22 protein-coding genes are annotated in these 24,704 nt (G+C 69.6%); 19 read left to right on the top strand and 3 right to left on the bottom strand.

Going from position 1 to position 24,704, the window contains the following annotated elements:
- Nucleotides 1–17: 17 nt before the first annotated feature.
- The gene (locus tag ACU436_RS41000; RefSeq protein WP_459032568.1) at nt 18–1,583 is read right to left on the bottom strand and encodes an ABC transporter substrate-binding protein; all 1,566 of its coding nucleotides are present in this window, start codon (nt 1,581–1,583) and stop codon (nt 18–20) included.
- Nucleotides 1,584–1,734: 151 nt separating this feature from the next.
- Between ACU436_RS41000 and ACU436_RS40995 the strand changes: the two genes are divergently transcribed.
- The 16 genes from ACU436_RS40995 to ACU436_RS40920 all read left to right on the top strand — a co-directional run bounded on the left by ACU436_RS40995 (nt 1,735) and on the right by ACU436_RS40920 (nt 19,844).
- Nucleotides 1,735–4,266, top strand: coding sequence for a CaiB/BaiF CoA-transferase family protein (locus ACU436_RS40995; protein WP_459032567.1), 2,532 nt, complete (start codon nt 1,735–1,737; stop codon nt 4,264–4,266).
- Entirely contained in the window at nt 4,263–5,069 is an 807-nt protein-coding gene (locus ACU436_RS40990; protein WP_459032566.1) for a TIGR03084 family metal-binding protein, read from the top strand. Before ACU436_RS40995 ends, ACU436_RS40990 begins: the two co-directional genes overlap by 4 nt.
- A 220-nt stretch (nt 5,070–5,289) precedes the next feature.
- Complete coding sequence (locus ACU436_RS40985; protein WP_459032565.1) at nt 5,290–6,297, top strand: ABC transporter permease; 1,008 nt, start codon at nt 5,290–5,292, stop codon at nt 6,295–6,297.
- Entirely contained in the window at nt 6,294–7,262 is a 969-nt protein-coding gene (locus ACU436_RS40980; RefSeq protein WP_459032564.1) for an ABC transporter permease, read from the top strand. Before ACU436_RS40985 ends, ACU436_RS40980 begins: the two co-directional genes overlap by 4 nt.
- A gap of 149 nt (nt 7,263–7,411) precedes the next feature.
- The gene (locus ACU436_RS40975; RefSeq protein WP_459032563.1) at nt 7,412–8,239 is read left to right on the top strand and encodes an ABC transporter ATP-binding protein; all 828 of its coding nucleotides are present in this window, start codon (nt 7,412–7,414) and stop codon (nt 8,237–8,239) included.
- Nucleotides 8,229–9,005, top strand: coding sequence for an ABC transporter ATP-binding protein (locus ACU436_RS40970; protein WP_459032562.1), 777 nt, complete (start codon nt 8,229–8,231; stop codon nt 9,003–9,005). The genes ACU436_RS40975 and ACU436_RS40970 overlap by 11 nt, the downstream gene beginning before the upstream one ends.
- A gap of 71 nt (nt 9,006–9,076) precedes the next feature.
- Nucleotides 9,077–9,637: a carboxymuconolactone decarboxylase family protein gene (locus tag ACU436_RS40965; RefSeq protein ID WP_459032561.1), complete on the top strand. Its 561-nt coding sequence runs from the start codon at nt 9,077–9,079 to the stop codon at nt 9,635–9,637.
- A 312-nt stretch (nt 9,638–9,949) separates the two neighbouring features.
- The gene (locus ACU436_RS40960) at nt 9,950–10,699 is read left to right on the top strand and encodes an IclR family transcriptional regulator (RefSeq protein ID WP_459032560.1); all 750 of its coding nucleotides are present in this window, start codon (nt 9,950–9,952) and stop codon (nt 10,697–10,699) included.
- A 505-nt stretch (nt 10,700–11,204) separates the two neighbouring features.
- Nucleotides 11,205–11,735, top strand: a complete 531-nt coding sequence (locus ACU436_RS40955) for a flavin reductase family protein (RefSeq protein WP_459032601.1) — start codon at nt 11,205–11,207, stop codon at nt 11,733–11,735.
- Nucleotides 11,736–11,787: 52 nt separating this feature from the next.
- Nucleotides 11,788–13,098: an NtaA/DmoA family FMN-dependent monooxygenase gene (locus ACU436_RS40950; RefSeq protein ID WP_459032600.1), complete on the top strand. Its 1,311-nt coding sequence runs from the start codon at nt 11,788–11,790 to the stop codon at nt 13,096–13,098.
- 84 nt (nt 13,099–13,182) lie between these two features.
- Nucleotides 13,183–14,769 carry an ABC transporter substrate-binding protein gene (locus ACU436_RS40945; protein WP_459032599.1) on the top strand — a complete coding sequence of 529 codons (1,587 nt, stop codon included), beginning with the start codon at nt 13,183–13,185 and terminating at the stop codon, nt 14,767–14,769.
- Nucleotides 14,770–14,827: 58 nt separating this feature from the next.
- Nucleotides 14,828–15,385 (top strand): carboxymuconolactone decarboxylase family protein, encoded by a 558-nt coding sequence (locus tag ACU436_RS40940; protein ID WP_459032559.1) that lies wholly within the window; start codon nt 14,828–14,830, stop codon nt 15,383–15,385.
- Nucleotides 15,386–15,441: 56 nt separating this feature from the next.
- Nucleotides 15,442–16,317 (top strand): DUF6282 family protein, encoded by an 876-nt coding sequence (locus ACU436_RS40935; protein ID WP_459032558.1) that lies wholly within the window; start codon nt 15,442–15,444, stop codon nt 16,315–16,317.
- 92 nt (nt 16,318–16,409) lie between these two features.
- A complete protein-coding gene (locus ACU436_RS40930; RefSeq protein ID WP_459032557.1) occupies nt 16,410–17,189 on the top strand; it encodes an SDR family NAD(P)-dependent oxidoreductase in 780 nt (259 codons plus the stop codon).
- A 48-nt stretch (nt 17,190–17,237) separates the two neighbouring features.
- Nucleotides 17,238–17,801, top strand: coding sequence for a nuclear transport factor 2 family protein (locus ACU436_RS40925; RefSeq protein ID WP_459032556.1), 564 nt, complete (start codon nt 17,238–17,240; stop codon nt 17,799–17,801).
- Nucleotides 17,802–17,819: 18 nt separating this feature from the next.
- The gene (locus ACU436_RS40920) at nt 17,820–19,844 is read left to right on the top strand and encodes a nuclear transport factor 2 family protein (RefSeq protein WP_459032554.1); all 2,025 of its coding nucleotides are present in this window, start codon (nt 17,820–17,822) and stop codon (nt 19,842–19,844) included.
- Nucleotides 19,845–19,913: 69 nt separating this feature from the next.
- On the opposite strand, the gene ACU436_RS40915 is transcribed toward ACU436_RS40920, so the two are convergent.
- Nucleotides 19,914–20,600, bottom strand: a complete 687-nt coding sequence (locus ACU436_RS40915) for a response regulator (RefSeq protein ID WP_459032552.1) — start codon at nt 20,598–20,600, stop codon at nt 19,914–19,916.
- Between the two features lie 152 nt (nt 20,601–20,752).
- On the opposite strand from ACU436_RS40915, the gene ACU436_RS40910 reads away from it, so the two are divergent.
- The gene (locus ACU436_RS40910; RefSeq protein WP_459032550.1) at nt 20,753–21,988 is read left to right on the top strand and encodes a GAF domain-containing sensor histidine kinase; all 1,236 of its coding nucleotides are present in this window, start codon (nt 20,753–20,755) and stop codon (nt 21,986–21,988) included.
- A 27-nt stretch (nt 21,989–22,015) separates the two neighbouring features.
- On the opposite strand, the gene ACU436_RS40905 is transcribed toward ACU436_RS40910, so the two are convergent.
- Nucleotides 22,016–23,317, bottom strand: coding sequence for an MFS transporter (locus tag ACU436_RS40905; RefSeq protein ID WP_459032549.1), 1,302 nt, complete (start codon nt 23,315–23,317; stop codon nt 22,016–22,018).
- A gap of 240 nt (nt 23,318–23,557) precedes the next feature.
- Between ACU436_RS40905 and ACU436_RS40900 the strand changes: the two genes are divergently transcribed.
- Nucleotides 23,558–24,466: a beta-keto acid cleavage family enzyme gene (locus tag ACU436_RS40900; protein ID WP_459032548.1), complete on the top strand. Its 909-nt coding sequence runs from the start codon at nt 23,558–23,560 to the stop codon at nt 24,464–24,466.
- A gap of 31 nt (nt 24,467–24,497) precedes the next feature.
- Nucleotides 24,498–24,704, top strand: a 207-nt coding sequence (locus ACU436_RS40895) for a hypothetical protein (RefSeq protein ID WP_459032547.1), incomplete at its 3' end; no start/stop codon positions are given.

Here is a 24,704-nt window from a genome sequence, read left to right as displayed (position 1 = left end):
CGAGGGGCCTCGCGGCGTCACCGGTCGAGCCAGGCGGTGGCGAAGAACATGTCCCGGGTGGGGTAGCGGTCCATCCCGTGAACGCGCCGGTCGGTGATCGTCGACAGGTAGCTGCGGCTGAACCACATGTGGGAGAGGTCCTGCGCGGCCAGCAGCTCCACCTCCTGGTAGGCCTGCGCGCGCTCGGCGTCGTCGGTGGTGGTCTCGGCGATGTCGAGCAGCTCGTCCACCCGGGGGTTGGAGTAGTTCCCGTAGTTGGAGTTGCCGTCGCTGCGCAGCAGGCGCTGGACCGCCGGGTAGGGGTTGTCGAAGGTGCCGACCCACTGGGCGAGCTGGAAGTCCCGGCTCTGGCCGACGGATGAGGAGAACTGGGCCAGGTCGAAGAACTGCAGCTGCATGTCCACACCGACGGCCGCGAGCTGGGCCTGCATGAACTCGGCGAGCGGAACCCGGTTCTGGGTGGTGATGAACAGGAAGTCCGGGTTCCCGCCGTCAGCGCGGTACTCCTCGATGAGAGCGCGCGACCGCGCCTGGTCGAATGTCGGCCAGGCGTGCTCCGCCTCGGGGTTGGCGTAGGCACTGCCCGGAGCGAACATCGTGACCGCCCGGGACATGCTGCCCCGGTACTCGGCTACCGCCATGGCGTCCAGGTCGATCGCGCGGATGAAGGCCTCCCGCATCCGCCGGTCGTCAAAGGGTGCGCGGGTGTGGTTGAAGTAGAGGAACTCTCCCCCGTTGCCCGGGCCGTAGTAGACCCGCAGCTCGGGGTTTTCGGCCGCGCGCACCAGCTCCTGGTTGTAGGCGCCGAACGACACGTCAACGTCGCTGTTGGCCACCGACGCGAAGCGGGACTCGGTGTCGGTCAAGGGGCGGAACTCGAGGGCGTCGAGGTAGGGCATGCCCTCCTGCCAGTAGTCCTCGTACCGCTCCACCACCACGCTCGCGCCCGGCTGCCACCGGACGAACCGGAAGGGACCGGCGCCGACCGGGCTGCGGGCGATGTCCGATCCGGGTCGGGTCAGCTCGGTCGGTGAGGCGATCATGCCGAGCGTGCCGGAGGTGAGGGGCTGCGCGAAGGCCACCGGGAAGTCGCCGAGGGGTTCGACCAGTGTGAACTCCACGGTCAGCGGATCGGTCGCGCGCATCGCGGCGATCTGACGCGCGAAGCGGTTGGCAGGCGACGACGCGATGTCGATGTGCCGTTGGGTGTTGACGATCACTGCGGCGGCGTCGAGCGGCGTGCCGTCGTGGAAGCGGACGCCGTCGCGCAGGTGGAGGAGCCAGGTCGCCCCGCCGTCCGGCGTGGTCATCCCTTCGGCAAGGTAGGGCTGCACCACGCCCTTGTCGTCGAACCGCATCAGCAGGTCGTACACCGCGGTCGCGACCATGTTCGAGTTCTGGACCGTCGGGTCGAAGCTGACGACATCACGGTCCATGGCCAGCACCAGTGATCCACCCCGGACCGGCGTGCCCTCGGAGCCGGAGGGCGCGCCGTAGGGATCACGGGCGCCGACGGGCGAGGACGTTCCCGGTGTGACGGCTTGGCCGCACGCGGCGATCGCCGCGATGGCCAGGACCGCCACGGCGGCTCGGGCGAACGACCTGCGTACCGGTCGCATTGATCACCTCGGCGCGTCGTGGTGTCCGGTTTCGTCACGTTAGCTATCGCAACCAATATTAGCAACAATACCGTCGACAATCTGCGGACAGCCACGTCGCGACGAGGGAGAACCCATGGCACTGCTCGGCAGCTATCGCGTTCTGGACCTGACCGACGAACGTGGTCTGGTGGCCGGGCGGCTGCTCGCGGACCTGGGCGCCGATGTCGTGATCCTCGAACCCCCCGGCGGGTCGACGGCCCGCCGGGTCCCACCGCTCGTCGCGGGATCGAGGTCGGCGTACTGGGAGGCGTTCGCCGCCGGCCGCCGCGGTGTCGAGGCGGATCTGGAGTCCGACGCGGGACGCGGCCTCGCCCGGGATCTGGCCGCGCGCAGCGACATCGTGCTCACCTCGTCGCCGCCCGCCACCCTGCGCCGCTGGGGTCTCGACGCCCGGAGCCTGCTGGCGGCCGACCCCGGCCTGGTCCACGTGCACGTCAGCGCGTTCGGTGCCGACGGACCCAAGGCCGGTTACCAGGACAGCGACCTCGTCGTGTGGGCCGCGGGTGGCGCGCTCGATCCGCACCGGGACGAGGGCCGGCCACCCGTGCGGATCAGCTCCGCCCAGGCGTTCCTGCACGCAGGCGCGGATGCCGCGGGCGGGGCCCTGCTCGCCCACCTGCACCGGATGCGTACCGGGCGGGGCCAGGCGGTGGAGGTGTCCGCGCAGGTCTCCCTGGGGTTGGCGACGATCGGGGTCGCGCTCTCCCACGCTGCCGGCGACTACTCGGTGTCGATGTGGCAGTCGACGTCCAAACGCCGGATCGACCTGAGCGGCAGCGGGTCGGCGACCTCCCCGCGCCGCAAGAAGTGGGTCTGTCGCGACGGGATGGTGGAGATGCACCTCGGCATGGGCCCCGCCACCGGCAGGTTCGCCAACGCGCTGGTCGGGTGGCTGCACGCCGAGGGGGTGGTGGCGGACGAGGTCGTCGAGCTCGACTGGCGGGAGATCCCGCGCCTGCTCGCCGAAGGTGCGATCGACGACGCCGACGTCGAGATGGTCCGCGACGCCGTGGCCGCCGGGATCGCCACCCGGACGAAGGCCCAGATCGCCGAGGCCGCGGTCACGCACCGGGTGCTGGCGGCCGGGATCCATGACCTGGACGACATCGTCGGGTCACCGCAACTGGCTGCGCGCGGCTTCTGGGCGGACCTCGGAGCGGGGGAGCGCCGGGTGCGGGTTCCCGGCCCGTTCGCCGTGCTGGGTGACGACGCCTTCCGGCACGACCGTCCGGCTCCGTTCTGCGGCGAGCACACCGCCGAGGTGGTCGACGAGTGGCTGTCCGGCCCACCCCGGGCCCGCCGCGAACCCGTCGCGCCGGGGTGGGGCGGGGCCGACCCCGCGGCGCCCGACGCGTGGCGCACCGTCGCCCCGCACCGACGCGCCGAGTCCGACGGTGCGCTCACGGGTCTGCGCGTGCTCGACCTGTCGTGGGTCGTCGCCGGGCCGATGATCGGGCGGGCGCTGGCCGACTGCGGAGCGACGGTCGTCCGGGTCGAGTCCGGCGGGCGGATCGAGACGGCGCGCGCGATGGGGCCCTACTACGGCGGCCGGGAGGGGGTGGAGCGCTCGGTGGTCTACGGCAACGGCAATGCCGGCAAGCTGGGCGTGAGCCTCGACCTCGGCCGCGCCGAGGGCCGCGAGGTGGTGCGCGCTCTGGCGGCCCAGGCCGACGTCGTGATCGAGTCGTTCTCCCCGGGGACCATGGAGAAGTGGGGGCTCGACTACGACACGCTCCGGGCGCACAACCCCAGCCTGATCATGCTCAGCACCTCGATCGCCGGCCAGACGGGGCCGCTGTCGCGAACGGCCGGGTACGGCAACATCGGCGCGTCGCTCGCCGGCTTCATGCACCTCACCGGTTGGCCGGACCTGCCACCGCTCGGGCCGTTCGGGCCCTACACCGACTTCGTGGGCCCGCGACTCTCGCTCGTGGCGCTGCTGGCTGCGCTGGACGACCGTCGACGTACCGGCCGGGGCCGGTACGTCGACCTCAGCCAGGTGGAGGCTGGGGTGTGGTTCCTGTCCGCCGAGCTCGCCGCGCACGACCACACCGGGGTGGTGCCGCAGCGCTGTGGCAACCGCGACGAGGGAATGGCGCCGCACGGCGTCTACCCCTGTCAGCCGGAGGACGACGAGGACCGTTACGTCGCCGTCGCCGTGCGCGACGACGCCGAATGGGCTGCGCTGACCTGGCTCATGGACCGCCCGGACCTGGCCGGCCCGCGGTTGCGCGACCTGCCCGGCCGGCTCGCCCACCTCGACGAGCTCGACGCGGCGGTCGCGACGTGGACCGGGTGCCGCACCGCGGAGGAGGCCGAGCGCGCGCTCCAGGACGTCGGCATCGCGGCGCACGTGTCCGCATCGAGCCGGGACCTCGCGCGCGACCCGCAGCTCGCCCACCTCGGTCACCACGTCCGGCTGCCCCATCCGGAGCTGGGTGAGGTCGTCGTGGAGGGGCCACGGTGGCGGTTCTCGGACAGCCCTGCCGGGGTCCGCCGCGCGGCGCCGGTGCTCGGACAGGACACCGATGACGTCCTGCAGACGCTGCTCGGTCTCGGGCCGGAACGGATCGCCGAACTCCGCGACTCGGGGGTGCTGCGGTGACCCGGCCGTCGATGGCGGCTCTGTGCGCCGACCTCACCGCGGAATCGCAGGACCTCCGGGCGCTGGTCGCGCCCCTGTCCGAGCGGGAGTGGCTGCGCGCGACGCCCGCACCGGGCTGGTCGATCGCCGACCAGGTGGTGCACCTCGCCGACGTCGATGACGCCGCCGTTCTGGCCGCCACGGATCCCGACGCGTTCGGCGCGGCCGCGCAACTCCCGCGGCGCTCCGTCGACGAGCGGGTGGCGGTGCACCGCGGCCGGGCGGGTGCCGATGTGCTGCGCTGGTTCGACGACTCGCGTGCCCGGCTGCTCGACGTCTTCGGAGCGCTGGATCCTCGGACGCGCGTGCCCTGGTTCGGTCCGTCGATGAGCGCGGCGTCGGCGCTCACCGCCCGGATCATGGAGACCTGGGCGCACGGTCGCGACGTCGCCGACGCTCTCGGCGTTGCCCCGGTGCCGTCGGACCGGCTCCGCCACATCGCCCACTTGGGTGTCCTCGCGCGGGGGTACAGCCTGCGGGGCGTCCGCGGACTCGACGCCGGGGCCGAGGTCCGCGTCGAGCTCGTGTCTCCCGGGGGGACGACGTGGGTCTGGGGTGCCCCGGAGGCGTCCGACCGCGTCCGCGCCTCGGCCCTGAACTTCTGTCTCCTCGTCACGCGCCGGCGCCATCGCGAGGACCTCGCCCTCGACGTCGTCGGGCCGGTGGCCAGCCGCTGGATCGAGGTGGCTCAGGCCTACGCGGGCCCGCCCGGTGAGGGGCGCCGACCCACCGGGTCCGCCGGTCCTGCACCCGAGAGGCGGTAGCCCGGATGGACCGAGACGGCGCGAGATGCCGTTCGCCGGTGCGTGGGCGACGCGGGCGGCATGGACAAGCGCCAACCTTGTTCGTATTATGGCCGCGCAGTCCGTAGTCCGAACAAGGGGGTTCACGGATGGCGTTCCCCGACGAGCGCACGCGCCCCGGACCCGCTCCGCGCGGGGTCCGCCGCGATGCCGGACGGTCGGCCGACCGGCGGCGCGACCGGTGACGGCTCGGCTGGTCTATTGGGGCAGGTTGCTGCTGTCGTCCTTCATCTTGTTCATCGCCGTGATCACGGTGCTCTTCTTCTTGCTCGAGTTGGCGCCGGGCGACCCCGTGCAGAGCCTCGTGGGTGACGTTCCGCTGTCAGCAGAATTCCGCGACCAGATCACGGCCGCCTACGGGCTCGACAAGTCGGTGTGGGAGAGGTACATCCGCTATCTGGGAAATGTTCTGACCGGGAACCTGGGCAATTCATTCGGGACGAACAACGAGCCCGTGCTCGACCTGATCCTGGCGCGTGCGGGCAACACGCTGGCACTGACGGTTCCGGCCTTCGCGATCTCGACACTGGGTGGCATCGTGCTCGGGTCGATCGCCGCGCGCACGCGCAAGCGCTCGTTGGACGGTGGCATCTCGGGCTTCGCCGTCGGACTGTTCTCGGTGCCGAACTTTTGGCTCGGCCTACTGCTGATCATGGCGTTCTCGATCGGCCTCGACTGGTTCCCGTCCCAGGGGAAGAGCCCGTACGGGCAGTCCGGGATCGACGTCGAGTACCTCGTCCTCCCGGTCATCACGATGGCCACATCCGAATTGGCGTACAAGGCCAGGATCATGCGGGCGTCGATGATCGAGGCGCTCGGTCAGGACTTCGTCGACACCGCGCGGTCCAAGGGCCTGTCGGCTCAGCGAGTGCTCTGGCGCCACGCCTTCCCGAACGCCCTCCTCCCGATGGTCACGGTGTCCGGCTACAGCTTGGGCTTCGTGCTCGCCGGATCGGTCCTCGTCGAGCGGGTGTTCGGCTGGCCCGGTATGGGGCTGCTGTTCGTCGACGCGATCAACCGGCAGAACAACATGGTCGTTCTCGGCGTCGTGATCGTGCTGACGGCGGCGATCATCGTCATCAACATCATCACCGATGTGGTGTACGGCCTGATCGACCCCCGATTGCGCGCGAGATTCAGTCCGAAGCGGCAGGAAGAGCTGGCGCACGATGCGGAGGCGGTCACGTGACGAGACCGCGGGACGAGGTCGATGCAGAGCCGCGGGAACACGCCTCGGTCGGGTTCGACGTGATTCCGGAGGACCACAGGTCCTTGCCGGTGGTCGACCACGCGGACGAGCCGGTGGCGCGGGGAGAACGGGCGCGTCAACCGACGGCTCTGCACATCTTCCTCCGGAAGCCGTCGGTGCTCGTGTTCGGGTCGCTGCTGATCCTGTTCGTTCTGATCGCGCTCATCGGTCCGCTGCTGGTGGCGGATCCCGTGTCGGCGGAGTACCCCAAGCTGCGAGCGCCGAGCGCGGAACACCTCCTGGGAACCGACGAGCTCGGGCGGGACTACCTCGCACGCGTCGTGCACGGGTCCAGGGTGTCGCTGCTCGTCGGATTCAGCGTGGCCCTCCTGTGCATGACCATCGGTCTGCTGGTGGGCAGCTTGGCCGGCTACTTCGGCAAAGTGATCGATCTCGCGACGATGAAGATCGCAGAGTTCTTCCAGGTGTTGCCCGGGATCGTTCTCGCCCTGGTTGCGGCGGCGCTGCTGGGGGCGAGCACGTGGCTCATCGTGTTGATCCTCGCGGTGACGATGTGGCCGGGGGTGGCGCGGATCGTGCGTGCCGAGGCGATGCGGATCGCGCAGCTGGGGTATGTGGAGTCGGCGCGAGCGGCGGGCTTCTCGGGACTCCGGATCATCTGGTCGGATGTCATCCCGAACGCCATGCCACCAGTTCTCGTGGCCACGAGCATGACGGTGGGACGAGCGATCCTGATCGAGTCCGGGCTCGCCTACCTCGGGATCGGAGACGTGGGCACACCGTCGTGGGGTGCGTTGCTGAACTCGGCACAGTCCTACATGCGGGACGGATGGTGGCTCGCCGTCGCGCCGGGGGTGTGCATCTTCGTCGTCGTTCTCGCCGGGAACGTCCTCGGCGATGCGTTGATGGACGCCCACAACCCGACCATCAGGAGGGTCAAGTGACCCGTGATGCGGGATGCCGGGCCCGCGGTGCCGGCCCGCGAGGCGATGGCGCACCACCCACCGCCGAGCCACCCCCTCTCGTGCAGGTCGAAGGGCTTCGGGTGCTACTCCCGACCGGCGAGCGGGAGGCCGTCGAGGCGGTTCGCGACGTGGATCTGGAGATCCGCACCGGAGAACGCGTGGGTCTGGTCGGTGAGTCCGGATCGGGGAAGTCCGTGACCGGGCGCGCGATCGCCGGTCTGCTGCCGACCTCGCCGCGGGTCCGGGTGACCGGCTCCATCCGAATCTCGGGGACCGAGTTCGTCGGCGCCCCGGAGCGGGCGTGGGACCGCATCCGGCGGGAAACCGTCGGAATGGTCTTCCAAGATCCTCTCACGTTCCTCAACCCGACCATGCGGGTCGGCCGGCAGGTCGCGGAGGCGATTCCTCGGGGACGGGACGATGCGGCGGACAGACGATCGCGCAGGGATGTCGTGCACCGATTCCTCCGGCACGCCGGGCTCGATCGGGTCGAGCAGGTCGCCGCGTCGTTCCCGCACGAGCTGTCCGGTGGCATGCGGCAGCGCGTTCTCATCGCGATGGCCATCGCCAAACGCCCGAGCCTGATCCTGGCCGACGAGCCCACGACCGCGCTCGACGCGACGGTTCAGCAGCGAGTTCTGCGGACGCTCGACGACGCGGTCACCGACTTGCACACCTCCCTGCTGCTGATCTCTCATGATCTTGCAGTGGTCGCGAGGATGACGGACCGGCTGTACGTCCTGTTCAACGGAAGAATCGTCGAAGAAGGGTCGACCGCGAGAATTCTCCAGGAGCCGTCACACCCGTACACGAAGGCCTTGCTCCGGAGCGTGCGCTCGCTCACCGATGAGGACATCGAGCTGTACTCCATACCGCCCTCGTTCCGCCGTGAGCTGGCCCTGGTCGACCGCGACGGGGTATCGCACGAAGCACTGGGAGGAACGCATGCTCCTTGAAGCGAAAGGTGTGTCGAAGACCTTCAGGTCGCGTCGCACGGCGGAGTCGGTCTTCGCCGTGAAGAATGTCACGATCACGGCAGAGCCGGGGACGTTCATCGCGATTGTCGGTGAATCGGGTTCGGGCAAGTCGACACTCGCGCGCCTCCTGCTCGACATCGTGGCCCCGTCCGATGGGTCCGTGACGATGGACGGCACCGACGTCGCCACCATGACGCGCCCCCAGCACGCGATCTTCCGCCGGAACGTCCAAGCCGTGCTCCAGGACCCGGCCGGATCCTTGAACCCGCGCAAAAGGGTGAACAAGGCTGTCGGCGAGGTGATCCGATTGCATCGCATAGCGCGAACTCGGGCGGACGTCGAGCAGCGGATCATCGACGTTCTCGAACTCGTGGGGCTTTCGCCGGCCACGGCGTTCATGGACCGATACCCGCACGAGCTCTCGGGTGGCCAGCGACAGCGTGTACTCATTGCTCGGGCGCTCGCGCTGAACCCGCGGGTAATAATCGCGGACGAGGCGGTGTCCGCGCTGGATGCTTCGGTCAAGGCGGGCGTCCTGTCCGTCATGGCCGATCTCAAACAGCGGCTGGGAGTCGGCTATGTCTTCATCACCCACGACCTTCCCGTCGTCAAGAAGGTGGCCGATTACGTCTATGTGATGCGCAACGGTGAAATCGTTGAGCACAACACCAAGGCGAAGATCTTTGCTGATCCCGCCCATTCATACACCAAGACCCTGCTGGCGGCGGCGCCCACGCTGGACTAGCGGTGCCCGGACGGGCTTCGCGGTCGACTCTCCCGGGTCGTGCCCGGAAAGGATGAGATATAGTGGAAAGATTGGCCCGGATCGTGCCGGAGGAGATGACTCCGGACCAGGCCGAGATCTACGCGAAGTTCACGCGCGGCAAGCGTGTCGGAGCGGGCAGCGCGTTCTCCCTCGTGCACCCGGATGGTGGGCTCGTCGGGCCGCCGAACACGTGGTTGTTGAGCACGCCGTTGGCGCGCGTGTTCGAGCAGGCCGGCGGTGCGATGCGGTTCGAGTTGCAGTTGTCGGATCGGTCTCGGGAGATCGCGTTGTTGCTCCATGCGTTCCATCGGAACAGTGGGTTCGAGATCTATGCGCATCGTCGGGCCGGCCGGGCGGCGGGGCTGGGTGCGGAGGAGATCGAGGGGCTCGCGGTGCGTTCGGCTCCTGTTTTCCGGTCGGAGGAGGAGCGTGCGGTGTTCGGGGTGACGGTTGCCCTGTTGGATCGGCGGACGCTCGATGATGGTGAGTACGCGGAGGCGGTGGGTGTGTTGGGGGAGCGGAAGTTGTTCGAGCTGGTGTCGTTGGTCGGCTATTACGACATGGTCGCGACGCAGCTGGCCGTCTTCGGGGTGGAGCCGCCGTGCGACTGACGGCGCCCGGGCAACCGCTGCCGGCCTCCGGTCCGACACCGCGCTGGCCTGCACCGAATCGGGTCGAGCAGCGCGGTTGAGGCCGATCGCTACGTCGTGCGCGGGTGACCCCGGTGCCGCGGCCGGTCCAGCGCCGAGTCCCTCGCGCCGCTCCGGCCGCCGGGCCCCGATCCCGCGGGGTGTGGTTCCGCACGAAGTGCTAGCGTCGATCACAAGGGCGTCGCAACCCAACGGCTTTCGGCGATTCGCCGTGGAACCGAGAAGTTTCCTGAGACGAGGTTGGTGTTGGACCGGGGAAGAGAGGAAGCCCGTTTGGGCGGCTCGGATATCCAGGCGGTGAGCCGAGCTGCCCAGATCCTGCGCCTGTTCGGGCCGGAACGGCCGAAGCTGACGGCCACGGAAGCCTCTGAGCAACTCGGCTTGAACCGGACGACGACCTACCGATACTGCGTCTCCCTGGTCTCCGAGGGCCTGCTCGAAAGGGGACAGGAGCCCGGTACGTTCGTACCCGGGGCACTGCTGATCCAGCTCGGTGCCTTTGCGATCGGCCGGCGGCGGGTGGTCGACCTCGCGCCGAGCTACATGCGGGACCTGTGCGCCGCGACGGGGTTCACCACGGTCCTCAGCCTGTGGGGCTCGACGGGGCCGATCGTGTCGCGGGTCGAGGAGGAGATGACGCGGTCGACCGTGGTGACGGTCCGGGTGGGCACGCAGCTGCCGCTCGTCTCGGCGCAAGCGAAGGTGTTCCTCGCTCATCTCGGAGACCAGTTGCGCGTGGAACGCCTGATCGGAGCCCTTCCGGACGACGCACGGACCCGTCTCGGACGGGAGATCGCTGATCTCGCGAATACCGATGACGTCGCTCTGGGAGCAGATGGCTTCGGGATCCACGCGCTGGCCGCTCCGGTGTTCGACGAGTACAGCATCTGCGCGAGCCTCGCCCTGGTCGCAACGAACGACATGCTCAAGCTGGACGCCCGAACCCCGGCCGCGAAACACCTGTGCCAGGCGGCGCGGACGCTGAGCCACGCCATGGGTGGCAGGCGCCCCTCCGGCCAGTAGGGCCAGTAGGGCCGGCCGCCGCCTCGCACGATCGGCCGGGGGCGCAGGCCGCCACGCCGGCGGTCCTGACCTGCGTGTCACGGCAACTCGGCCCGGTGCCGCCGGCCGGCTCGCTGGCACGCGACGGTGCGCGACCCGCGCACGACGAGGATCCGAACGTCGCAGGGGGTGTGGCCGGGGCCTGGCCGGGTCCGCGGTGGCGCCGCGCCGGGGGCGCCATGGTGCCCTTCCGACCAGGCGATCCGCCGCGAACCGCTCCGCCGGCCGACGTACGCGGAGCCGCCGGCGCAGACACGGAGCAGTGCCCCGCGCCGGTGTGCGCCGTGCCCGCGGCTGCCAGGCCGTCGGCCCCGACAAGTCGGTATGGACATGGTCACCCACGCACCATATGCTGAACATGCTCATCGAGATGTGAACAGCATCGATCGTCGAAGCTCGGTGGAAGGGGTTCCGTGCCTCAGGTTCGGACGAGCACATGCGCGCAAGCGACCCGCTGACGTGGAGGGTGCCCCGGTCGTCGGACCGCGGTGCGGGCCCGCGTCCCACGACGGAGGCCTACCGCGACACGGTCGGCCGATACGCATCGGGCGTCACCGTGATCACTGGACTGCATGACGGCGCGGCCGCCGGGTTCACCTGCCAGTCGTTCCACAGCGTGTCCCTCGAGCCCCCGCTCGTGCTGATCAGCGTCATGACGACCTCCACGACCTACCCGCGGATACGCGCATCCGACCGCTTCGCCGTGAACGTGCTCGCGGAGGGGCAGGAGTGGATGTCCGATCGGTTCGCGCGGAGCGGGACGGACAAGTGGGCCGGTGTGCGCTGGCAGCCCTCTCCCGCCGGCCTGCCGGTCATCGAAGGAGTGCTGGCGTGGCTCGACTGCACGATTCGCGTGGAGCACTCCACCGGAGATCATCTCATCGTCGTGGGCGAGGTCACTGCATTCGGAACCGCGGAGCGGGAGGAGCGCAGCCCGCTGATCTTCTACAACCGCGCCTACCAGCAGATCGCGCTCGACGCTCTCAAATCTCAGTGAGGAGACGCACCCTATGGGGCAGCAGCGACGGGATCGTCAACTAGTGCTGACCATGTTCATGGTCGGGTTCGGGTTTCACAACGACGCGTGGCGGCATCCGAGTAGTCGTGCCGACGAGATCGGGCGGCTGTCGCTCATCCGGGACATGGCCCGATCCGCCGAGGCCGCCAAGTTGGATGCGATCTTCTTCGCCGACAGCTACGGGACGAACGGCCTGCGCGACGGCGGATACCGCGGCACGTCGGTGTACGAACCGATATCGGTGATGGGCGCGCTGAGCGGCCACACCGACAAGATCGGAATGATCGGGACGCAGTCCACGTCGTGGAACGAGCCGTATACCGTCGCACGGCAGCTCGCCGGGCTGGACGTGCTCACCGGCGGGCGGATCGGGTGGAACATCGTTACTTCCACTCGCGGCAACGAGAACGTCGGCCGAGACGAGATGCCGCTGCCAGAGCTTCGTTACCGACGTGCGAACGAGTTCGTCGACGTCGTGCAGAAGCTGTGGGACAGCTGGGATGCGGACGCGGTGATCGATGATCGTCCCGGGGCGCGGTGGGTCGACAGCGCGCGCATCCGCGACGTCAACCACCGTGGGGAATTTTTCGCCGTGCGTGGTCCGATAACCATTCCGCGGTCACCGCAGGAATGGCCGGTGCTGGTGCAGGCCGGACAGTCCGCGGATGGGATCGAGCTCGGCTCGAGCTACGCGGACATCATCTACGCGGTGCAGCCCGAACGGGCCGGGGCCATCGAGTTCTACTCGATGTACAAGGACAAGGTCAAGAACAAGGGGCGCGACCCGGAAAAGGTCAAGATCCTGCCGGGAATCATGCCGGTCGTCGGTCGAACCGAGCCTGAGGCCCAGGAGCTGGCTGCCGAGCTGGCGGACTGCATCGTGAGCGAGAACGGGCGCGCGTCGCTCAGCAACATGCTGGACGTGGATGTGAGCGACCTCGATCCGGGCGACAAGATCCCCCAGGAGCGGTTCGTCGACGGGCCGCAGCGGGTGAAGCGCTGGTACCTGTTCCGCGAGCTCGCCGAGGAACTCACCCTGCGCGAGCTCATCGTCCACGTGTCCCGTTCGCTGGGGCACCAGTTCGTCATCGGCACGCCGGCCTCGATCGCGGACAAGATGATCGACTGGTTCGAGGCGCACGCCTGTGACGGGTACAACTTCAATCCTCCGAGCGTACCGCTGGGGATGGACAACATGTTCCAGCTCCTCATCCCGGAGCTGCAGGAACGAGGCTACTTCCGGGACGAGTACGTCGGCGACACCTTCCGCGAGCGCTCCGGGCTGCTCGTTTCCGACGAAGATGTCCGGCGGGTGCGGGGTCGGTATGCCTCGTGCGGCTGAGGATCGGTGCGATGCCGCCGACGAGCAAGGTGTAGGGGCGAAGCGATGCCGACACCACTCCGGGCTGCGAGGTGGCAGCCGGTGATGACGAAGAGGCCGTCCTGGTACGCGCTCGTGGCGACCGTCGTGGCGAGCGCGCTGGCGATGACGGCGTGCGCGGGCGGTGGCAGCGGAGCCGACGGTGATTCTCGACAGTACGTCTTCGCGATCGACGACGATCCGCGAGGATTGAACGCGCAGCTGGTCGGCGCCCCGATGACAGCCATGTTCAGCGCGCAGGTTCTGGAGCCGCTCATATTCATCGCGAGTGACTACCGGCTGTCCCCGGGGCTGGCGGAGAGCTGGGAGCTCAGCGACGATGGTCTGGACCTCAGGCTGACGCTGCGGCAGGGGGTGAAGTGGCACGACGGCACGCCCTTCACCGCGGACGATGTGAAGTTCAACTTCGAGAAGATCGTACCGCTCTCGCCGTACGGGCCCCCCATCGCGGATCGACTCGAGTCGGTCGAGACGCCCGACGACGCCACCGTCGTGCTGCACATGAAGGAACCGTACGGTCCGCTGCTGGAGACCGTTGCCTCGCAGTACATGCTGCCCCGGCACATCTACGAGGGCACGGACTTCGTGACGAACCCAGCGAACATGGCTCCCATCGGCACCGGCCCGATGAAGTTCGACTCGTACTCGTCCGGCGAACAGATCATCCTGGCGAAGAACCCCGACTACTGGGGCGGCCCGGTCCAGGTCGACCGAGCGATTTTTCCGATCATGGGAGACGCGACCGCACGGACGGAGGCGCTCTTCGCCGGCGAGATCGACCAGGCCGTGGTGGACATCTCGCAGCTCACGCGCGTGCGCGATGATCCGGATGCGATGCTGCTGGACAACTTCGGGTACCCGCAGGACATCGCGGTCATGTTCAACGGGAAGAGCCCGTCCTTGGTGGACCCGGCCGTCCGGCGAGCGGTGTTCTCGGCCATCGACCGCGATGCCATGGCGGATACCGTGCTACAGGGGCTCGGCGAGCCGGCCAGCGGATTCTTCCCGAAGGCCCTCGACTGGGCGCGAAGTCCCGTCGTCGACTTCTCGCGCGACTTCCCACGGGACGTCGAAGCGATAAACCGCGCGCTCGACGAGGCGGGACTCGTGCGCGGCCCCGACGGTACGCGGTTCACGATCGACCTCCGGTTCACCACGGAGCGAACGGACACCGCTGCGATGGCGGAGCTCGCTCGGTCGTCTCTGTCGGAGGTCGGGATCATGGTCAATCTCGTGGGAACGTCCGCGGCGGTGTTCACCGAGAAGGTCTACACGGAGGGTGACTTCGGCATCGCCTTCCTGCCGGCGACCGTCGGCGCCGATCCGAGCATCGGCATCACCCGCTGGTACACCTGCAATTTGGAGAAGAGGGCCAGCGCAAATCCGTCCCAGGTATGTGACCAGCAGATCGACCAGGCGGCCGCGGATGCCGTCGGAACGGCGGATCGGGAGCAACGCGGGAAGGCGTTCCGGGCCTTCCAGGAACGTGCGAGGGAACTGATGATCTACGCACCGCTGGTGTGGTTCAACGGCCAGTTCCCCACTGTCAACACGAAGCGGTGGGCGGGGCAGGACCAGGCGCAGCCACTGTCGAATCGAATGCCGTGGTTGACGATGAGGGCCGTGGAGTGAGCGGGATTCTTTCGCAACGAGGAGTCGGCTGCGACGTGCGTGCGGGGGAGAGTGGCTGATGGGTGCACGGCTGCGCACCATCACACCGGAGGAGATGACCCCGGATCAACTCGACGTCTACACCGTGTTCCGGGAGGGGCGGGCGCTTGCCGTGCCGCATCCGGCGGGGGGTGGGCTGGCGGGGCCGCCGGGAACGTGGCTGTTGAGCCCTCCGCTGGCCCGTGTGTTCAGGGCTGCTGCCGGTGCGATGCGGTTCGAGTTGCAGTTGTCGGATCGGTCTCGGGAGATCGCGTTGTTGCTCCATGCGTTCCATCGGGACAGTGGGTTCGAGATCTATGCGCATCGTCGGGCCGGCCGGGCGGCGGGGCTGGGTGCGGAGGAGATCGAGGGGCTCGCGGTGCGTTCGGCTCCTGTTTTCCGGTCGGAGGAGGAGCGTGCGGTGTTCGGGGTGACGGTTGCCCTGTTGGATCGGCGGACGCTCGATGATGGTGAGTACGCGGAGGCGGTGGGTGTGTTGGGGGAGCGGAAGCTGTTCGAGCTGGTGTCGCTCGTCGGCTATTACGACATGGTCGCGACCCAGCTGGCCGTCTTCGGGGTAGAAGCGCCTGGTGACTGACCCGCTTGCTTCCACCGGAAGAGTCGTAGGAGAGGATCATGAAAGCTAGTCCTGCTGTGACGAGGTTGCTGGACGGCCTCGTCGATATGCACTGCCACTCCGGGCCGGGGCCATTTCCGCGGGAGTTCGACCATGTCGACGGTGCCCGCGATGGCGATCGTATCAACATGCGGGCGTTCGTTGCGAAGTCCCATCACCACAACACGGTGATGGATATACGTGCCGCCCACCGCTCGTTCGAGGGCATCGGCACGCAGGTGTTCGGCGGGGTCGTGCTGAACAATCAGGTGGGCGGACTGAACCCCTATGCGGTGGAGATGTGCGTGCGTATGGGCGGAAAGGTCGTGTGGTTCCCGACCTTCTCCTCCCGGCGGCACATCGAGTTCCACGAGGAGGCGGTTGCGCAGGGGTTCCCGCAGAGTGCCATCGAGCTGACGACGGTTCCGGTTCTGGTCCACGACGAGGCGGGGCAGTTGCGCCCGGAAATCCAGCAGATCGCGGACGTCGTCGCTGAATCCGGGGCGGTGCTCAACGGTGGCCACCTGCATCCGGACGACATGATGGAGGTGTTCGCCGTCGGCGCTGCTCGAGGCGTCGAACGGATGGCGGTGAGCCACCCGAACTTCATCACCGATCTGACGGTCGAGCAAGGTGTGGCGCTCGCAGAAATGGGTGTCTACATCGAGCACGAAGTGGGGATGTACCTCCCGGACGAGCAGCCCTGCTTTCCGGTGGAGACGCTGCTGGAGTGGATCAACACGGTCGGTGTCGACCGCACGTACTTCGCTTCGGACCTCGGGCAGATCGGTCGCACGCACCCGGTCGATGCGTTCATCAGTGTCGCGTCCGCGCTGCTCGATCACGGAGTGCCGGAGCGGGACGTGCGCCGCATGTTCGTGGAAACCCCCACATTTCTGCTCAACGTCGACTGATGCAAAGCCGGTGAGGTGCTCGTCCGTGCCGGCGGAGAGCGGGGTCCGGACGGTGTGTCAGCACGCTGGAAGCGCTGCGCGAGGAGGGCGTAATGGGTGAACAGGCGGAGGTGGTGGGGGCCGGGCTGCTCGCGGGGAAGTCCGTGCTCATCGTCGGTGCCAGCACCGGGATCGGCGCGGAGGCGGCCCGTGTCTTCGCCGCCGAGGGGGCGTCCGTGATGCTGGTCGCGCGCTCCGAGGAACGACTCCGGGACCTCACGAAGGAGTTGACCGGGGCCGGACACGATGCTGCGTACGTCGTCGGGGACATATCGGTCCCGGACGACGTGGCGCGAGCGGTCGACGAGACGCTCGGCCGTTTCGGCCGCCTGGACGGCGCGATGAACAACGCGGCGACCGGACAGGGCGGCCGGCTCGACGACGTCTCCGAAGACGACTTCGACCGGATCATGACGGTGAACGTCACAGGCATGTGGCTGTGCCTCCGGGAAGAGGTCCGCGCGATGCGCAGCGCCTCCGGGGGCGCGATCGTGAACGTCAGCAGCATCGGCGGGTTGCGGGGCAGCCCCGGGTTCGGCGCCTACCAGGCCACCAAGCACGCGGTCATCGGCCTGACGCGGACCGCGGCCCACGACAACGGGCCGGACGGGATCCGGGTCAACGCGCTCGCGCCGGGTCCCATCCTGACGTCCATGATCGTCAAGTCGGACGGCGTCCTCCCGGACGGGGTGAAGGCGCGCATCGCGGCGACGCCGTTGCGGAAGGCGGGTGAGCCGGCGGAGGTCGCGCAGGCAGCCGCCTGGTTGCTCAGCGACCGGGCGAGCCACATCAGCGGCGCGGTCCTCCCCGTCGACGGTGGGCTCACGGCCTGAGGCGCAGTGGCAGGGGATTCGTAGGGTTCGACGAGGAGGCACACGGAAGTGACGGAAGAGTCGTTGCGGCGATCCTTGCAGGATCTCCTGGACCGGCAGGACATCCTCGACTGCCTCAACCGCTACGCGCGAGGTCTCGATCGCAAGGACCTCGACATGATCCGCTCGGTCTTCCACCCGGACGCGACGGATCACCACGGCGGGTCGATCGAGTACCACCCGGCCGCGGAGGCGCTGATCGCCGACTGGGAGGTCCGGGACGCCCACCGCACGTTCAGCCAACACCTCCTGATCAACACATCGATCGATCTGGACGGCGACGTCGCGCACGCGGAGACGTATTTCCAGCTGGTTGTGGGTCTCGAGCCCGGGGTGCGTCCGGAGCAGCCCCGCTTGGGCGTGAGCGGCGGGCGCTATGTCGACAGGTTCGAGCGGCGCGGTGCCGAATGGCGCATCGCGCGACGCGTCATCGTCGTGGAGTACGCGGCCGCGCTGGACGAACGAGAGCAGCGGCACCACTTGCTGTGGGCCCGCCGCAGCAAGGAGGATCCGTCCTATGCCCGTCCGCTGACCGGCCCACCCCCGGGTCCGTCCGGGCGGGACGGTTCGTGACGGTCCGAGCACTCATCGGTGCTGCCCGAACAATGGCCGTCGAAGGCCGACCCGATTGATGTGAACAACCCTGTTGCGGGAGGCGTGTTTCAAATGTCACAAGGGTCGGATGACACCCTGGCGCAAGCCGTGCAGAAGGTCGAGTCGGTCCGGGATGTCAAGGACGTCCAGCGGCACTACGCACTCATGATGCAGGTCGGCGGTGTTCGGGAGGCGCTCGATCTCTTCGCGGAGGACGCTGTTCTGCGATGGGGCGACGAGCGTCGGTCCGGGCGCGCCGCGATTGGCGAGTGGCTTCAGCAGGAGCTGCGGATCTGGGGAGGTGCGCGTCCAGGTTCGCTCTACACCGAGGTCATCGACCAGCCGTTGGTGAACCTGTCCGAGGACGGGTGCACCGCGACGGGGCGTTGGCATGGAATTCGCTTCCTCGGCGACGGCGAGGGTACGGCGCGCATCGAGGCGGGCATCTACGAGAACGCGTACACCCGCTCGGGTGTCGGATGGAAGATCGCAGTCGCTTCCTACACCCCGCTCTACGGGGGCGATTATGCGGAGGGCTGGACGAACACCGAGGGCTCGGGTGTGCCGATCGTGCCCCGACACTTCACCGCGGATGAGGCGGGCGCTCCCGTGGGAAGTGTGACGCCGGTGACGGGATTCGGTCCTGAGGATCCGGGCGCGCTCGCGGCCAGAATTGCCCGGCTCAACGACGAGGACGATGTCCGCAACCTCCAGCACGCATGGGGATACTATCTAGATCGGCGAATGTGGACCGACGCCGTGGAGCTCTTCGACGAGGATGCCGTCGTCTGCGTCGACGATGTCGAGTACGTGGGCCGTGAGGGCGTTCGAAGAGCGTTGGAAGAAGCGGGTCCGGAAGGGCTCGCTCAGGGTGAGCTCGCCGACCGGCCCCTCTTCGATGTGATCGTGGACGTCCGATCCGGCGGGAGCGCGGCCCAGGTCCGCGGAATCGAGATCGGCATGCTCGGCGACACGAAGCGACAGGAGGGGCAGTGGGAGTTCTCGCGCTTCTCCAACACCTTCGTGAAGCGAACTGGTGGCTGGAGGATCAAGGACGTCCACGTCACCCGGCTGCTGCGCGCTGACTACGCGGAAGGCTGGGGCCGCGGGGGCGTGCGCAACGGTGCCCCTCCGGCTCCGCCCGAGGCGTGGACGTTGTCCAGGCGGGTGCCCGCCCGGGCCGATGCCGGTTCGATCGCCGACCAAGAACCCGAGGACGGTCGATTGAGCGACCTGGAGCGTCGCTTGGCGCGCTCCCGGGCCTACGACGGCGTGGAGAACATCTCGGCCGCGTACGGCTACTACCTGGACGATTTCCAATGGCCGGAGATGGCGCGACTCTTCGCGGCGCGCGGTCACAAGCAGAGCCCCTTCACCGGGTACTACCTGGGTCCCGAGCGCATTCTCGAGGCTGCGGTCGCCGCTCATGGTGCACCGAAGCCGGCCGATGCACGGCGCGAACGGGCGGTTTTCCACTGGCGCCCGCAGAGCGTCATCATGGTGTCGCACGACGGGCGGTCCGCGAACCTCCGTACCCGCCTCCTGCAGACTCGGACGTCGGGTCGCGTCGAGCCGGAGTGGACGGGCGTGCACAGCGGCTGCTACCCGAACGACCAGGCGGTGCTCGAGGACGGTGTGTGGCGGCTGTGGAGCGTCACCATCGACGAGTACTACTTCATCTCGCCGACGTGGGAGGGCGGCTGGGCTTCGGCTGGGGGTGGGCGGACGCTGAGGGCCGGCCCGCGCAGGAGCCGTCTGCTCGACGTGTGTCCGCCGGACATCCCGATGGCGGAGTTGGGCGAACGGATGAAGGGCATGCAGGGCGGGGTGGGTCAGGCGCGGGTGTGGCCCGAGATCGCCCCGATGTGGTTCAGTTACCGGAATCCGGTCAGCGGACGCGTTCCCGAGCGGTACTGGCCCGACTGCGTGCCGAGCAGCGTGGCTCCCGACACGAGCATGACCCGCCACGGCTTCCAGATGCCGCCGACCGGGCCGGCGGCGGACGGGATCGAGCCGGCCTGAGGCGGCGGCCCCGCGTGGTGATGCGCAGGCGATGGGTGCCGCGCCGCGTGGCGCCGGAGGCCCGGGCGATCAGGGATCGGCGGGCAGCATCCCCTCCCGGACGGCGACCACCGCGGCCTGCGTGCGCGAGGACAGACCGAGCTTGCGCAACATGCCGCTGACGTGGGTGCGGACCGTGCGCTCGGAGATCGCCAACTCGTCGGCGATCTCCTGGTTCGACCGGCCCTCCGCCACGAGCACGAGCACCGCGCGTTCGCGGTCGGTCAGCGCGGCCAGCCCGGTCGCCGGCGACAGGATCTCCTGCGTGAGCCGGCGGGCCACCACCGGATCGAGGAACACCCCGCCGCCCGCGACCGCGCGGATCGCCGCGACGATCTCCGACGGCTTCGCGTCCTTGAGGAGGAACCCGGTTGCTCCGCTCGCGAGCGCGGCGTGGACGCGTTCGCGCTCGCCGAAGCTGGTCAGCACCACGACGCGGATCGTCGGGTGCCGCTGGACGATGCTCGCGGTGGCAGCGACCCCGTCGAGCCCCCGCATGAGCAGGTCGATGAGCACGACGTCGGGGAGCTCGCCGTGCGCGGCCATCGCGGCGAGCCTGTTCAGCGACTCCCCACCGCTCGCCGCCTCGGCGGCGACCTCGATGTCGTCGTAGCCGTCGAGGTAGGCGCGGACGCCTCGGCGCACCACCGAGTGGTCATCGACGAGCAGAACCCGGATGGCCGCGTTCCGCTCGCCCGCGCCGGTCTGGTCGGTCATCGTGCGCTCCTGCCCGGGGACGATCGGGAACGGCCGTCGCGACCCCGGCCGGGAGGACGGGCCGACGTGCATCCTTGCCGGTGGCGACCCCGCACGGTAAGACTTGCCGTTCGCGCGCCGCGTGCCGATGCGGACGACGACAGGTGGGTGGGGTGGCTGACCTCGACGAGCGGTCCCGGGGCGACGCGGCCCGCCACGGGCAGCGCCGGCTCGCCGCCATCGCGCGGGCGGCCTCCAGCGTCGCGGACGCCGGGTCGCTGCGCGTCACGCTCGACGAGGTCGCCCGCGAGGCCGCGCGGGCCGAGAGCATCGCGGCCGTGCAGATCCTGCTCGTCGAGGGCGGCACCGTGCGGGTCGTCGGCAATGCCGGGTCCATCGACGGCGAGGGCTTCCCGGAGCGGTTGGAGCAGTGCCGCAGGCGAGGCGCTCGGCCGATGTTCGCCGAGGCGTTCCGCACCGCGCGGCCGGTCGTCGTGGCGCACCGCAAGAGCACTCTGATGGCCGACCCGGCCTGGGTGCCGCTGCACGAGGCGATGGGTGCGTCCGACTGGGACAGCCTCGTCGCCGTCCCGCTGACGGTGCGCAAGCGCGTGCTCGGCGTTCTCAACGCCTACTACGCGCCCGGGACGGTCCCGGATGCGGAGGCGGTCGAGTTCCTCGACGCCATGGCGGACCTCGCGGCCATGGCCGTCGACTCCGCGGACCTGCTGGCCCGCTCGCGGCGCGACGCGGTCGCCGCCGAGCGCGCCCGCCTCGCCCGCGACCTGCACGACTCCGCGGTGCAGCACGTCTTCTCGGTGCGGATGCAGGCCACGGCGCTGAGCGAGCAGGTCGGCACGGCCGCGCTGAGCAACCCGCAACAGGTCCGCGCCGTCGCCGTCGAGCTCGCCGGGCTCGCCGAGCACGCACTGGCCGATCTGCGCGGCCTGGTGCTGCAGCTGCACCCGGCGGACCTCGTCGAGCTCGGGCTGGCCGGGGCCGTCGAACAGCACGCCGAGTCGGTCGCAGCCGCAGCGGGCCTCGACATCGACACCGACACCGCCACCGACGTCGTCGAGCCCCCACCGCTGCCGACCGAGATGCAGGAGGACCTGTTCCGCATCGTCCAGGAGGCACTGCACAACGTGGTCAAACACGCCGCGGCGACGCGGGTCGTCGTGCGGGTACGCGTCCATGACGACGCCGGCCGGGCCCACGTCGCCATCGACGTGGACGACGACGGAGTCGGGACCGGGGGCCGGGCGCCCCGCTCCGGCGCGCTCGGGCTGGTGTCCATGCGGGAACGCGCGCAGCGCTGGGGCGGCACGACGGCGACGAGCGACGGATCCCCGGGATTCCGGGTCCGCGTGCGGGTGCCGGTCCCGACCGTGGTGAACGGCATCGGCTGAACGCGCGTCCACGACCTCGGCTCCGGCTCAGGCGGGTTCCCCGACGCGGTCGTCGCCGGCGACCGGGGGCGCGCTCGTCTCCCGGGCCACCCGGACGCACACCACGGTGAGCAGGCAGCACGCCGCGATCACCACCGACACGACGAGGCTGTCGCCCGGCTTCGCGCCGAGTACCGCGAACACCAGGGGCGCGAGCCCGGAGGCGATGCCAGCCAGGCCGAGGCCCAGCGACGCGCCGGTGTAGCGGACGCGGGCGGGGAACAGCTCGGCGTAGAGCGCGGCCATGGGACCGAACATCGCGGTGTGGACGACGCCCTGCCCGACCACCACGGCGAGCAGGAGCAGCGCGAACGAGCCCGAGTCGACGAGCGGGAAGATCGCGAATGCCCACCCGCCCATCGCCACCGCGCCGGCCACGACCACCGGGCGCCTGCCGATCCGGTCGGACAGCGCGGCGAACACCAGTACCCCGACCGCCGCCACCACGGACGAGATCGTCAGCGCGTTCAGCACGGCGGCCCGGGTGAAGCCGGCGGCCACGGCGTAGGTGATGAGGAAGACCGTCAGGGTGCCCTGCGCGACGAAGGCGCCGACGCCCATGCCGACCGAGATCAGCAGGGCGCGCGGGTGGGCGCGCAGCACCTCGACGAGCGGCACCCGCGACTTCTCCCGCTCCTGGCGGAAGGCGGGGGTCTCCTCGACCTTGGCCCGCACGAACAGCCCCACGGCCAGCAGCACCGCGCTGAGCAGGAACGGGATGCGCCAGCCCCAGGCGACGAGCGCGTCGTTGCCGACCGCGGCGGCGACGACCGTCAGCGCGACAGTGGAGAGCACGGTGCCGCTCGGAGCGCCGGAGAGCGTGAAGCTCGCCCAGAGGCCGCGGCGGGATGTGGCGTGCTCGGTGGAGATCAGCACCGAGCCACCCCACTCCCCGCCCAGCGCGATCCCCTGCAGGATGCGCAGCAGCACGAGCAGGATCGGCGCCCACACCCCGATCGTCGCGTAGCCGGGCAGCAGGCCGATCAGCACGCTGACCGCGCCCATCACCGTCATCGACACGACCAGCGTGCGCTTGCGGCCGATCCGGTCGCCGAAGTGGCCGAACAGCGCCGCGCCGACGGGCTTCGCCGCGTAGCCGGCCACGAGCGTGCCGAAGCTGGCGATCACGCCGGTGGCCGGGTCGACGCTCGGGAAGAACACGGTGTTGAACGCGACCGCGGACGCGGTCGCGTAGAGCAGGAAGTCGTAGTACTCGATCACGCTGCCCAGGTAGCTCGATGTGACGGCGCGGCGCAGCTGGGTGGGGGGCCGGTCGGTGGGTGCGGACATCGCGGTGGCCTCTCTGCCGTGCCTGCTCCGGGCAGTGCGAGGCCGAACCTATGTACGCCGGATTCGCCCCGACAGGCTCGGATGACCGGCCGGCACGGGCGGTGTGCACGACGCCCGGCGAGACATTTGTCGCGTCCCGCCCGGAGGCGCCGCCGATCGGCGGGCGTCATCCGCGCGATCCGCGGGCCCCGGCGGGCTCCTAGCGTTCCGACCGAGGCCCGAGACCCATCGGAGGACCCCATGTCGACCAGCCCCGGCCAGCCGCTCGTGATCGTCGTCGCGGTCAACGGCGGGATGCAGCTCAGCCGCGACGGCGCCTTCGTGCCCGTCAGTCCCGAGGAGATCGCGGAGGACGCGCGGCTGTGCCGCGAGGCCGGCGCCGCCGTCGTCCACGTCCACGCCCGCGACGAGAAGGGCGCCAACACCGGTGACGTCGCCGTCTTCCGCGACATCATCACCCGCGTCCGCGAGCGGACCGATGTCCTGCTGCAGACCACGAACGGCATCGGGGTCCGGCGCGACCCGGTGACCGGGCAGGTCGTCTGGCCCTCCGACGAGGAACGCCTCGCCCTCATCGACCTCGACCCGACCCCGGACCTGTACGGCGTCGCCGCGGGTTCGACCGACTTCTGGCACCCCGAGGGCGGCTACCCGACGGAGACCCCGTACGTCAACTCGCCGGAGTACCTCAAGAAGACCATCAAGGCGATCTACGACAAGCGGTCCACCCTGGAGTACGAGGTCGTCGACAACCACGTCATCGCCCGGCTGGCCCGCTACGCCGACGAGGGCCTGTTCGACCGGGACGCGTCCTACATCTGGCTCCTGCTCGGCGGCGGGCTCGGCGACGTCGACGCCGACCCCGAGACGCTCGTGTACATGCGCAACCTCGCGCTCAGCCGCTTCCCCAACGCGGTCTGGGGCGTGCTGGGAGCCGGCCGCGACAACTTCAGGTGGGCCACGCTCGGCATCGCCATGGGCTGCGCCACCGCACGGATCGGGTTCGAGGACGGCCTCTACCGCCCCGACGGCTCGGTCGCCGGGCGCAACCACGAGCTCGTCGCGGAGCTGGCCCGGATGGCGGCGATCTACGGCCGGCGCCCGGCCACCCCGGACGAGGCGCGCGACATCCTCGGCCTGAACCGCTGACCCCGCCGCCACAACCCCGCACGGAGGAGACATGCGTTTCGCGGCCTGGACAGAGGACGGCGACGCCACCCGGGTCGGTCTGCTGGAGGGTGGGACGCTGCACGCGCTGCCGCCGGGCACCGACCTGGTCGACCTGCTCGCCGACGCCCCGACCTCGCTGCAGACCGCCACCGAACACGCCCGCGCCGGCGGCGAGACCGTGGCCCTGACCGACACCGCGCTCACCGCACCCCTGCGA

The sequence above is a fragment of the Pseudonocardia wallangbongensis genome (assembly GCF_054486945.1).
The sequence above is the reverse complement of the archived record's forward strand: the minus strand, read 5'-3'. Positions and strand labels throughout refer to the sequence as shown.

Coding starts and splice junctions, on each gene's coding strand:
- ACU436_RS40995 (WP_459032567.1), top strand. CDS start 1,735: ATGGCACTGCTCGGCAGCTATCGCGTTCTGGACCTGACCGACGAACGT.
- ACU436_RS40950 (WP_459032600.1), top strand. CDS start 11,788: ATGTTCATGGTCGGGTTCGGGTTTCACAACGACGCGTGGCGGCATCCG.
- ACU436_RS40905 (WP_459032549.1), bottom strand. CDS start 23,317: ATGTCCGCACCCACCGACCGGCCCCCCACCCAGCTGCGCCGCGCCGTC.
- ACU436_RS40915 (WP_459032552.1), bottom strand. CDS start 20,600: ATGACCGACCAGACCGGCGCGGGCGAGCGGAACGCGGCCATCCGGGTT.
- ACU436_RS40940 (WP_459032559.1), top strand. CDS start 14,828: ATGGGTGCACGGCTGCGCACCATCACACCGGAGGAGATGACCCCGGAT.
- ACU436_RS40945 (WP_459032599.1), top strand. CDS start 13,183: ATGACGAAGAGGCCGTCCTGGTACGCGCTCGTGGCGACCGTCGTGGCG.
- ACU436_RS40900 (WP_459032548.1), top strand. CDS start 23,558: ATGTCGACCAGCCCCGGCCAGCCGCTCGTGATCGTCGTCGCGGTCAAC.
- ACU436_RS40930 (WP_459032557.1), top strand. CDS start 16,410: ATGGGTGAACAGGCGGAGGTGGTGGGGGCCGGGCTGCTCGCGGGGAAG.
- ACU436_RS40970 (WP_459032562.1), top strand. CDS start 8,229: ATGCTCCTTGAAGCGAAAGGTGTGTCGAAGACCTTCAGGTCGCGTCGC.